Origin of the sequence: Sulfuracidifex tepidarius (genome assembly GCF_008326425.1) — an archaeon.
Taxonomy (GTDB): domain Archaea; phylum Thermoproteota; class Thermoprotei_A; order Sulfolobales; family Sulfolobaceae; genus Sulfuracidifex; species Sulfuracidifex tepidarius.
The window spans coordinates 1,530,493-1,541,623 of record NZ_AP018929.1; the positions used below are offsets into that span (position 1 = coordinate 1,530,493).

Annotated in this window: 14 protein-coding genes; all 14 read right to left on the reverse strand. The window is 38.7% G+C overall.

Translation table 11 applies throughout. From position 1 onward, the window contains the following. Positions 1 to 5: 5 nt before the first annotated feature. Positions 6 to 341, reverse strand: a complete 336-nt coding sequence (locus IC007_RS07745; protein ID WP_149528583.1) for a 30S ribosomal protein S17 — start codon at positions 339 to 341, stop codon at positions 6 to 8. A gap of 6 nt (positions 342 to 347) precedes the next feature. Continuing rightward, positions 348 to 599 carry a ribonuclease P protein component 1 gene (locus tag IC007_RS07750; protein WP_054844955.1) on the reverse strand — a complete coding sequence of 84 codons (252 nt, stop codon included), beginning with the start codon at positions 597 to 599 and terminating at the stop codon, positions 348 to 350. A gap of 129 nt (positions 600 to 728) precedes the next feature. Next, the gene (rpmC, locus tag IC007_RS07755) at positions 729 to 956 is read right to left on the reverse strand and encodes a 50S ribosomal protein L29 (RefSeq protein WP_054844954.1); all 228 of its coding nucleotides are present in this window, start codon (positions 954 to 956) and stop codon (positions 729 to 731) included. Continuing rightward, on the reverse strand, positions 953 to 1,675 hold the full coding sequence (locus IC007_RS07760) for a 30S ribosomal protein S3 (RefSeq protein WP_054844953.1): 723 nt from the start codon (positions 1,673 to 1,675) through the stop codon (positions 953 to 955). Before IC007_RS07760 ends, rpmC begins: the two co-directional genes overlap by 4 nt. A gap of 1 nt (position 1,676) precedes the next feature. After that, complete coding sequence (locus IC007_RS07765; protein WP_054844952.1) at positions 1,677 to 2,150, reverse strand: 50S ribosomal protein L22; 474 nt, start codon at positions 2,148 to 2,150, stop codon at positions 1,677 to 1,679. Between the two features lie 4 nt (positions 2,151 to 2,154). After that, positions 2,155 to 2,574, reverse strand: coding sequence for a 30S ribosomal protein S19 (locus IC007_RS07770; RefSeq protein ID WP_054844951.1), 420 nt, complete (start codon positions 2,572 to 2,574; stop codon positions 2,155 to 2,157). Between the two features lie 33 nt (positions 2,575 to 2,607). Further along, entirely contained in the window at positions 2,608 to 3,321 is a 714-nt protein-coding gene (locus tag IC007_RS07775; RefSeq protein WP_054844950.1) for a 50S ribosomal protein L2, read from the reverse strand. A gap of 11 nt (positions 3,322 to 3,332) precedes the next feature. Continuing rightward, positions 3,333 to 3,584 carry a 50S ribosomal protein L23 gene (locus IC007_RS07780; RefSeq protein WP_149528584.1) on the reverse strand — a complete coding sequence of 84 codons (252 nt, stop codon included), beginning with the start codon at positions 3,582 to 3,584 and terminating at the stop codon, positions 3,333 to 3,335. After that, positions 3,581 to 4,375 carry a 50S ribosomal protein L4 gene (gene rpl4p, locus IC007_RS07785; RefSeq protein WP_054844948.1) on the reverse strand — a complete coding sequence of 265 codons (795 nt, stop codon included), beginning with the start codon at positions 4,373 to 4,375 and terminating at the stop codon, positions 3,581 to 3,583. The genes IC007_RS07780 and rpl4p overlap by 4 nt, the downstream gene beginning before the upstream one ends. A 9-nt stretch (positions 4,376 to 4,384) precedes the next feature. Further along, complete coding sequence (locus tag IC007_RS07790; RefSeq protein WP_054844947.1) at positions 4,385 to 5,398, reverse strand: 50S ribosomal protein L3; 1,014 nt, start codon at positions 5,396 to 5,398, stop codon at positions 4,385 to 4,387. A 63-nt stretch (positions 5,399 to 5,461) separates the two neighbouring features. Further along, positions 5,462 to 6,280 (reverse strand): putative RNA uridine N3 methyltransferase, encoded by an 819-nt coding sequence (locus tag IC007_RS07795; protein WP_149528585.1) that lies wholly within the window; start codon positions 6,278 to 6,280, stop codon positions 5,462 to 5,464. Then, positions 6,223 to 9,366, reverse strand: a complete 3,144-nt coding sequence (gene ileS / locus IC007_RS07800) for an isoleucine--tRNA ligase (RefSeq protein WP_149528586.1) — start codon at positions 9,364 to 9,366, stop codon at positions 6,223 to 6,225. The genes IC007_RS07795 and ileS overlap by 58 nt, the downstream gene beginning before the upstream one ends. Before the next feature lie 156 nt (positions 9,367 to 9,522). Continuing rightward, positions 9,523 to 10,536 carry an isocitrate/isopropylmalate family dehydrogenase gene (locus IC007_RS07805; protein ID WP_149528587.1) on the reverse strand — a complete coding sequence of 338 codons (1,014 nt, stop codon included), beginning with the start codon at positions 10,534 to 10,536 and terminating at the stop codon, positions 9,523 to 9,525. A gap of 14 nt (positions 10,537 to 10,550) precedes the next feature. Continuing rightward, on the reverse strand, positions 10,551 to 11,126 hold the full coding sequence (locus IC007_RS07810; protein ID WP_149528588.1) for a DUF447 domain-containing protein: 576 nt from the start codon (positions 11,124 to 11,126) through the stop codon (positions 10,551 to 10,553). Positions 11,127 to 11,131 lie beyond the last annotated feature (5 nt).

Sequence of the window (11,131 nt, forward strand, 5' to 3'; positions counted from 1 at the left end):
TCAACTCACCTTTTTCCTACAACAACAAAAGAAACTGACTTCGCCAACTGTCTAGTCTCTCCGATTATAACTTTATCCCCTTCTTTTACATCTAAGCATGGAGGAATGTGAGCGTGGATCTTGCTTCTTCTCTTTTCATAACGTTTATACTTACTATTATAGAATAGGTACTCCCTTTCTACAACTCCCATGTTCTTAGCTCTATATTTGACTAGAATACCTTCATCTACCATTCCTCTTACTCGCAACGTACCATGGAATGGACAGTTTATATCCTCACATTTATTCTGAGGGGGAACTACTCCTGGTATCCCTACTTCCTTCACTTCTGAGAACTTCATGCAAAATCACCTAATCTTTTTCGACCTTTTCCAAGGTTTACCTAGCAGTTTGTCCCCTGGTATATTATAAGATTTTCCTTGCAACGAAAGAAGGAACACTCCGTTAGGTTTGTAGACCATTATCTCTCTTCCGTTTTCTTTTTTTATAACTAAAAATTTCTGTGTTTCATATATTACTTTCCCTGTTATACCTTGAATAGACTTATCAGTATAAGACAACACTTTTATGTTAGCCCCTATTAAGTCGAGAAACTTCATGACATATGTTATAAGTAAATAAAAACTTATAGAATTGTTCCATACTTAGAACTAACATAAAATTACAAAACATGCATAATAAATGAAACAACAATAGAAATAAAATGCACAGAATATAAATCAAATATTTTAGGTCTTATTAGAATTAGCGGAGCTTGGCTTCTCGCGTTCTTTCCGTATCTTTATAGTAAGAAGTCTAGCTATATCCTTCTTGGTGTTCCTTATAGACGCAGTATTCTTTAATGTACCGATCTTAGATTGAAGCCTGAGTTTCAAAAGCTCCATCTGCAGCTCGTTTATCTTCTTGTCTATCTCCTCAATTTCCATCTTCTCAATTTCCTTAGCCTTTAACGTCATGACTGATCACCCTTTTCTGTTTCACTTTTTGATTCTGTGGCTCCTTCATCCATGAATGACACGTTAGTAACAGTTATTGCACCCTGAGATTGAGTGGGTGTCTCTCCCTCTTGGTTTATCTTAACCTCTTCGTTAAGGCTTATCTTGTCTATAGGCTTCTGTGGCTTAGTAATTACAACTTCCACTCCAAATATTCCAGGTTTCAATGTAGCTATTGCAATAGCTCTGTCGACCATATAGTCTAGACTTTGACCGCTCTTATAAACTGTGCCCTCTTTAAGTTTCTCATATCTAGCTCTTTCGGAGCTAAGTTTTCCGCTTATTACTACCTCAGTACCTAAAGCGCCTGCATTCATTATTTTCCTAACTGTAATAAATGCTGCACGCCTGAAATGATAACCCTTTTCTAAAGTTATTGCTAATCTAAAAGCCATAAGTCTGGCATCAAGTTCAGGTTTCTCCACATTGGTGACAGTGATTTGCGGGTTCTCTATTTGATAATACTTTTCCAATATCTGGGCAAGCTGTTTTATTGTTCTTCCTTGCTTACCTATTATCATAGCTGGCCTACCGGCATAAATTATTACACGAGTGCCGATAGGGCTTCTATTTATTTCAACGCCTGAATATTCAGCGTTATAAAACTGCTTAGCTAAGTACTGGTCTACCATAACTCTTGTCATATATTTTTGAAGGAAATATTTCCTTACATTTACCATCTTAATCCACCTCAGCTACTACTGCCTCAATATTTGAGGTGTATCTATATTTCTTCGAAGACCTTCCAAATGCACGTGGAATAAACCTCTTTAGTGTCAGTCCTTTATGAGCTGCAATATGAACTATCTTTAATTTCTCAGTGTCTAGCCCCTTAGAACTTGCATTGACTTCTAAATTGTCTAGGAGCTTTAACACATATTTAGCTGCCTTACGAGGATATCTACCTGATTTTATACCCCAACGTTCTTCTAGATTTGATTTATGAGAAGCACCAGTGTTATACCTCCAATAAGGTACAGCCTCTTTCATGTCTATCACATTTTGCAAGTATGATTTCGCTTGAGTTAACTTCATCCCTCTGACCGCTTTACATACGTTATATAAATCTCTTATAGAAACTGGAGCCTCCCTCACTACAGCCTTAGCTACCTTTGACTCCTCGTATTTTAATTCTGGATATATCCATTTACTCATTTTATCATCCCTTCATTGCCATGAACAGACTTGACCTTGTGGCCTTCAGACCAGGCTCTCCATGTTCTACCTTCTTTGTAGTGATTGAATATTCGCCCAAGTAATGACCTATCATTTCAGGTATCACCGTGAATTCTACAAACTCTTTCCCATTGAATACAGCTAATTTAAGCCCTACCATCTCAGGTAGAATCACTAAGCTTCTAACATGCGTTTTTATTGTCTTGTTTTTCCCTTCCCTTCTATACTTCCTCATCTTCTCAAGCAGAGCACGCTGTGCATCAGTAAATCCCCTGTTAAGAGATCTTCTTTGCCTTGACGGTAAAAGTCTTATGAACTCGTCCATTGGCATTGACATTAGCTCATCCAAAGTCTTACCTCTGTATTTGAACTTTCTCCATTCAGGCAGTATTTCTAATGACATACGATTATTCACCTTTCATAGAATATTTAAAATTCACTTACTCTCCCTCCTTCCAGTTCTTCTTGCTGCTATATGTCCTACTTTTCTTCCCGGTGGTGCATTACGCGATACTGTAGATGGCCTGCTTACGCTGGCATGTAACCCTCCACCATGAGGATGATCCGCCACATTCATTGCCACTCCTCTTACATGAGGCCACTTCTTAGCTTTAGCCTTGAATCTCCAATAGTTATTTCCCGCTTTCAGTATAGGTTTCTCTGTCACACCTCCTCCTGCGACTACGCCTACAGTAGCCCTTGCATTTTGCTCTACTGCTATGATCTTATCAGATGGTAACTTTATCATTACTTTATCTTCAGACTTACCTATAACTATACCATAACTGCCAGCTACCCTAGCATACCTTCCTCCATCACCACGATTCTTCTCTATATTACATACTAAAGACCCCTCAGGTAATGAAGAGACTTCTACTATGTTACCCATGGAAGGGTTGGATGTCCCTAATTCTATTTTCTGCCCTATTCTAAGACCTTGTACAGCTTGAGTAAAGAATTTAGTTCCATCTTCTAGTTTTATTTCAGCTAAAGGAGCTGACATACCGGGGTTATGACAAATGTCAATTACTTTCCCTATCAAATGGCCTTGTATGTTTGGATATCTTGCTTTACCTACTTTCTGCCATCCCGGGTTTCTGAAATTTATATTACCTCTTCCAGCCCTCTGTTGTAATAGACTTTTACCCATTCAAACCACCTTTAGAATATACCCAACTTTCCAGCTAAATCACTGGCTTTATATTCGGATGATAGCTTAACAAATGCCTTCTTTTCACCGCGAGGAGTTATCTCAATATTTACCTTCTGAACCTTGACCTCGAAAAGTTCCTCTACCTCTTTTTTGACCTCTATTTTCGTAGCCTTTCTATCTACGATCAAAACTATTGTGTTGGCGCTTTCAATAAGCCTTATGGCTTTCTCCGCCGCCACACCACTTAAAATTACGCTCATTCCTTAGCACCAAGCCTTTTGTTTAACTCAGTAATTGAGCTCTCCGTATATATTGTTAATCTGCCTGCTAACCCCCCTGGAGCTAGATGGATTATGCTGACTTCGGACGATGTAGTAACGTCTGCACCGGCAAGATTTCTAAAAGCTCTAATTATGGGTAAATCGAAGGAATGCGTTACTAAAAGAGGACCTCTAGGCACCTTGTACTTTCTTCCCCTCATCTTACCTTTACCAGCTCGTATCGATCTTCCCTGCTTTACCCTTTCAACGTCCTGCAATACCCCTAGAGCGTCTAATAACTTCTCGATCTCAGACGCTTTAGATAACTGTGCTACATCATCCTTGATTATAATTGGCAGGTTAGAAGATGAGAACTTATGGCCTCTTTTCTTAACTAACTCCAAGTCTGTGGTAGCACTCAAAGCACTGATTACAGCCATTTTCATCTCTTTCTTATTGATATATTCGACTATCTTCTCTCTAGGAGATGGAGGAAATGAAGCCCTACCTCCGACAGTATTAGGTGCCAACGCTGCGTCTCCGCTAATCTTTACTCTAGGAACTCTGGCCATTCCTAAATTTATTCCAAAACTTTCTGCGGAAGTTCTTCTTCCAGCGTTAGGATCTCTTCCTTTGGGTTGAAGCCCACTAGTAAATGAGGCATGAAAAGCTCTCCTTATTAGATCTTCTCTCAAGGGATAGCTGAATATCAATGGAAGGCTTATTTCGTTCTCCGTCTTCCCCTCTCTAGAAAATACTTGGGCCTTCTTTTGTGATAGTTCCAGATACATCATTCTATCTCACCCTTGTTTACTGAAAATGTCTATATATGTAACTTGTGGAGCCTCTGCAGGGATCTGGAACGGCCTTATAGGATACCTCAGAAATAGAGGTCTCTTCTTAGATCCTTGTACAGAACCCTTAACAACTACATATTTACCGCTAACAAAGCCATAATTAACGAAACCGCCTGCAGGATTTATCTCATTTGGATCGGATGATATTTTCAGAATTCTTTTGTTGTAAGATGTTCTTCTATGGAATCCCATTTGACCAGGCTGGGGAGTATAGCTGGGAGTTCCTAGAGATGGACCTTTGGTACCTGCCTTTCTACTGCCTTTCCTATGTTTATGCCATCTAGGTAACTCCACTGTACTATACCTTTTAACAACTCCTTGGAATCCTTTCCCCTTAGTTACTCCTATTACGTCTATTAATTGTCCTACCTTGAATACAGAATCAACTTCTACAGTTTTACCTAGGATGCTCATAACGTAGTCTAATTGAGAGTTTATATTCCCTCCTCCAACTTGTATTTCAGAAACATCAGGAACCTTCTTACCTAAAGCTTTAACATTCTTTGTAATAGACCCAGCTACAATTCTGATATAACCTGCTTTCTCTATATTTTGCTTTATTTTTTCTATAGACTTATTGTTATCTTCTGCATCGACCTTAAAATGTCTCATTCTGCCTTGTAAGTTTAGGTCTTTAGGTAGGTCTTGTGCCCAATATTCTCCAATTATATTGCCCTTGGGTGTATATACCCTTAGAGCCATTGGGACAATAGGTGGAGTTTCAATTACAGTAACTGGAACAAATATCTCCTTCCCAAAAGTCTCTGACCTCTGCTTGTCATTTACCATATAAATATGTGTCATTCCTGCTTTATAGCCTATGAAACCCATCAATGTCGGAGTTTCTGAAGTCAAAGATGGCCAACTTCTAGGCGTAGGCAGAAATTCTGATGATCTTTTCCTAGGTCTTAACCCTGCAGATCCACGCCTCGGTGAAGATAATTTACGATGACCCATTAGCCTTACCTCTTACAATCCACTATTTCTTTTGCCTCTCGTTTAAAAGACTATCGTGAAGTTTCAATTTATTATTACGTTTAAAACTGATAGAGATATAGCAAGAGCCTCCTCTGCTCGTACGTCCCTAACACCCTGTTTAGGAACGAAATTATAATAATTAACATCTAAATCGTTCTTATTACTACAGTCATTAACTATTCTTATTATTTTACCTTTTGGTGGACCTATTATTAGAGTAGTACCTCCGTTATCATATTTTCTCCTTATTTGATGCAAACACTCCATGGGGTTTTCTCCATTCCTACTTCCTACTATAACGAATCCAGATAAAGATGGACAGAGGTCTTCTTTGTCGATTATCTTCTGAGTAGGACCTGAATATTGAACGTAGCTAGGATATTTAATTCCTTGTTTCTTTATAGAATCTACAATCATGATTTCACAGTCTCTGCATGGCGACGTTATTTCTAATCCAAAGTTACCTTTAGAACCAAATCTAAGTTCTCCCTCAATAGGTTCGGCTTTCCTAGGATGAGAAGGTAAGTTCAAAGGACTTAGAAGCCCCACATACTTAAGTTCCCTCCTCATTGAAAGTTCCTTCTTCAAATAAGGTGGAAGTATGGAATATTCATACAAGCTATGGATTAACCGCGTCAAACTTTCAATTCCGATGTCATTTACCCACGTTACATTAGAGACTCTAAATATACTTAATATACGGATTATAAACGAGAATTTCTCAGTTACATACCTTAAGTCTTTTTTATCAAAGATAGAAAGAAAAAGTACCACATTGAGCGGTTTCCTTCGAGGGAATGAAATCAAGACAGGTTTACCTTCCTTATTTCTATTAAGTATTGTTCGTCCTCTATATCCCACGCCTTATAATCGCTTAGTGTATCACTTATTTTGACTTCAGTAGCCCTCACCTCGTTCTTAATGTAATCCTTCCACCTCAGGATAGTTTCAGTCCTCCCCGAAGGAGGCTTTATGTTAACCTCAATAAAGTCAGTAATGTCCATGCCTCTCTCTTTCCTCATAAATTGTATTCTTCTAACTATATCCCTAATTATACCTTCCTCTTCTTCTTCCGATGATACCTCCTTATTTATCACGATCATGCCACCTTCAAATTTAGATGAGATATACCCTTCCTTAGTCTCTTCTGAAACTCTCACATGATCCTTTGTGATCCTAAACTCCGATCCTTCGATGTTCACTAGATGATAACCGTTGGACAGAATGTCCTTAGCAACGTTCTCTTGGTTCCTCTCAATATACTCAGAAATTTTCTTTGCCATATTCTTGAATTCCTTACCTATGGCAGATTTATTTGGTTCAACTTTAAAGGTACTGAAATTCGCGTAATCGGTCATGGACATGAACTGAAGGTCTTTGACATTAAGGACAGATTTCAGTATGTCAACGACCTTGAGGAGATTCTTAGATTCGCCTTCATCATTCAGAAGGACGTAGGCTTTCTTAAGTGGCCATCTCAGTTTTATCCCTGCTCTTGCCCTAGCGTTCAAACCGGATTCTTCTATCTCTTTAACTTTTAGAATAGATCTCTCCAATTCATCGTTTATGAAAGTCTTATCGACTTTAGGCAAATCTTCCATGCTTATACTTAACTTCGGGTTTACTACGAACCTTTGATATATCTCTTCTGCTATATAAGGTATCGCTACAGAAATTATTATTAAAGATCCCTTTAAAATATTATAAAGTACAGTATACATTGCTATTTTAGAGTTATCTTTTCCTTCTACCCATGCCCTCCTTCTGGCTAACCTCAGGTAGAACCTGCTTATATCCTCCTCAATGAACTGCGTGATAGCATTTGCTAGTTCATGAACCTTATAGTTCTTCATGGAAGCGTAGACGGCTTTCAACGTTCTGTTATACTTTGAGAGAATCCAAAGATCTGACGTATCAAGCCAGCCCTTTACGTCATCAATTGAGTAATTATTTGGATCGAATTCATCTATTGACATGTAAGTTGATGCGAACACAAACACGTTCCATATTACTTGAAGCTCCCTTTTTATTAGATCCATTGATGTCCACGAAAATTTAGCGTCCTCCCATGTAGTGTTTTTCAATAGCCATAGCCTAAGTATATCCCTTCCATATTTTTCTATTACAACCGATGGTTCTACGTAATTACCTAGGCTTTTATGCATCTCTCGTCCTTGTTCATCGAGCATAAAGCCATGAACTAGAACTGACTCGTAAGGGGCTCTATCCAATAATATCATTCCAGCCCTCAAGAGACTAAAGAACCATCCCCTAAGCTGATCATGACCTTCTAAAACCAGATCTACTAGTCCTGCTTCTTTCCATACCTCCTCCCAATTCTTTCCTAAACTTGCATAAAATGCTACTCCGCTATCGAACCAGACATCCGCAACGTCTGGTATTCTATACGATTCAGCTCCACATTTATTACATTTGACTACTACTTTATCTATCCATGGTCTGTGAAGGTCATCCGGAACTTCGCTAACCGCGACCCTTTTCAATTCGTCTTTGCTACCAACTACTGTAACGTTCCCACACTTAGAGCATACCCATATGGGTAATGGAGTTCCCCAGAAACGTTGTCTACTTACTACCCAATCTCTTAGATCTCTTACCATGTTCCCTATCCTGGTTTTCCCCCATTCAGGAACCCAGTTAACTTTCTCTATTTGAGAAAGCATCTCGTTTTTCATTTCTGTCACTTTTATGAACCATTGGTCTATGGCTCTAAGTATGAGAGGAGTCTTGCATCTCCAGCAGATGGGGTACCTATGGACTATCTTTGAAGAATGAAGAAGGGAATTAGTCTCCTTCAAGTCTTGAATGATCTCTTGTGACGCATCGCGTACGTATTTACCTTTATATTTACCTACTTTCTCTGTGAACTTGCCTTGGTCATCTACCAACATAATCACGGGCATTCCGTGCTTTGTCCCAACAGTGAAGTCCTCTTCTCCATGACCAGGAGCAGAGTGAACCAGACCGGTACCATCGTCAAGAGTTACTATTTCACCTCCGTCCACGACCTGATGATATTCCTCATGGTCTTTCTGGAAGCTAAGTATTTCCTTCAGTGGGTGTTCGTATTTGGTACCCAACAGCTTTTCTCCTTTATATTCAGATAAAATTTCATATTTCTCTATACCAGCTTCCTTCATTACACTTTCCACTCTAGCCTTAGCGATCACATATACCTCGTTCCCTACCTTCACGTCGGCATAGTCGTAGTCCTTATTTATCATCACGAAAACGTTTGATGGTATAGTCCAAGGGGTAGTAGTCCATATTAGAAGGTATTTATTAGGTTCGCCTTTAATCTTGAACTTGACGTATATAGATGGATCTTCTATGTCTTTATATTCTGAAACCTCATAATCAGAGAGTGTAGTCTCACATCTAGGACACCAGTGAAGAACTGATACTCCCTTCTTTAAAAGACCCTTTTCGTGAGCTTTCTTAATGATAAGCCAAGAATTACTCATGTAATTTTGGTCAAGCGTTAGATAAGGATTATCCCAGTCCATGAAGACTCCGATGTTCTTGAAATTCTCAGTCATAGCTTTGACGTTGTCCAGAGCGAAAGATTTACAATATTTAACGAAGTTCTCTATGCCAACTTTCTCTATTATCTCTTGCTTATTTTTTATATTAAATTTCTTTTCTGTGGCAACTTCTATTGGTAACCCGTGCGTATCATACCCAGGCTGATCGTAGACCCTCTTACCGTTTAATCTTTCGTAACGAAGAATGCAATCTTTTATCACCTTATTCCAGATCGTGCCTATATGGGGCACTGGCGCAGAAGGATAAGGAGGCCCGTCTATGAAGAGAAACTTGCCATCTCTTTTCTTGTTTTCCTCTTTAAGTTTCTCATAAATAGAATTTATTTTCCAATACTCTATTATTTTTTGTTCAACTTCCTTTATATCCAACTTATTGTCCAACGCTCTTACTGGGGATAATTCAGCCCACCACTAGCTCTTCATAAATACAGTTTAAAAATTTGAAATCTGAAGCGTACCTGATTCTCGTGCCATAAAATGTGCTTTAAGTGAGAAACAAAGAACCCTTAGAATCTCCTATTAGGCCGAAATTGATTCTTATCTTATCTTAGAAAATATTTCTGTAGATATCTCAGATAGTGTCGATGAACCTCCTATATCAGGAGTCAATTTATTTCCGTCCAAATAGACCTTTCTAATAGATTCCTCTAATGAGGTAGCTGCCCTGGCGTATTTTTGTTCGTTAGAGATTTCACTCATACGTTGAAGCATCATTGATATAGATAAAAGGAAAGCGGTAGGATTTACTATTCCCTTTCCCGCTATGTCGAAGGCTGCACCATGTACGGGTTCAAACATAGATTTCTCGTCCCCTATATTGGCTGAAGGGGCTATACCTAGGCTTCCAGCTATCTGGCTTGCCTCGTCGCTTAAAATGTCTCCATAAACGTTTGTAGTTACGATAACATCGAAATAAGAAGGTTTCCTCACTAAATTCGCGGCTGCAGCATCAACATACATTTCTTCGAAATCGACTTTACCTTTTAGAATTTCTTTACAAGAAGAGGCAAATAGTCCATCGGTAACTCTCATTACGTTCGCCTTATGGACGCAGGTCACCTTGTTTCTCCTCTTCTTTGCATAGGATAATGCTACGTTAGCGATCCTTCTCGACGCGAAATCAGTTATAACTTTCATTGCAACCGCTGTGCCCTTAGAAGGGACGAACTCGTAACCTTTATACAAGTCTTCAGTGTTCTCTCTCACTATCAGGATGTCAACATCCTTATAAAGGGAGCTGACATTAGGCAATGACTTTGCGGGTCTGATGTTAGCATACATATCGTACATTTGTCTTAACCTTACTACAACGTCCATTGCAGACTCTCCGACTGGACCTTTGAGTATCATATCAGCCTTAGATATGACATTAATTGTATCTTTGGGAAGTGCCTCACCATATTTAGCTAAAGCCGAGTCGCCTGCCTCCACTTCAACTAGATCTAAATCTAATGAGTATATCTCCTTTAGTTTGGCTATTATTTTCTTAGATTCAGAATATATTTCAGGACCGACTCCATCTCCAGGTAGAACTGCTACAGTGAAATGCATAGATAGAGAAAATACTACCTTAGCTTATAACCTTTTGACTCTATCTCTTTTCTGATTTCAGATGTTATCTTGGATAATTCAGGCGAAGTCTTTTCTATTACGCCTATCTCGTAATCGATAATCGTAAGCAACCTATAGAGCTCTGATCCAGAATAAACGTTTATTCTGCTGAAGTTTACTAGTAAATCTAACAGGAGCCCATCTCCACGTCTCTTAAGCTCCCATGAATAAGGAGATTTCTTGACCTCAATTATATCAATATCTACCTCTACTGGATCCTTATCTAGAGTTGATAATGAACACCTAGCTATTAAATATCTCTGTAAAACTGGAACTCCCATATATAGGGTAAATGGAACTTCATCTCTAAATGAATACCAAAAGTTTTCTGGTTCTGTAAAATTGATAGAACATGTATCATTTAATTGAAGATTTCTAAGAGTTAAAGTACCTTTATAAATTTTGGCTTTGAGGTTGCCATCCTTCTTTATAATTCCTATAGGTCTAACGATAGGTTTGACGCCGTTAGTTCCTAGAAGAACTTCATAGATACCGTCCTTATCAAAAATTAAATCCTCGTTGGTCTTCATTTATA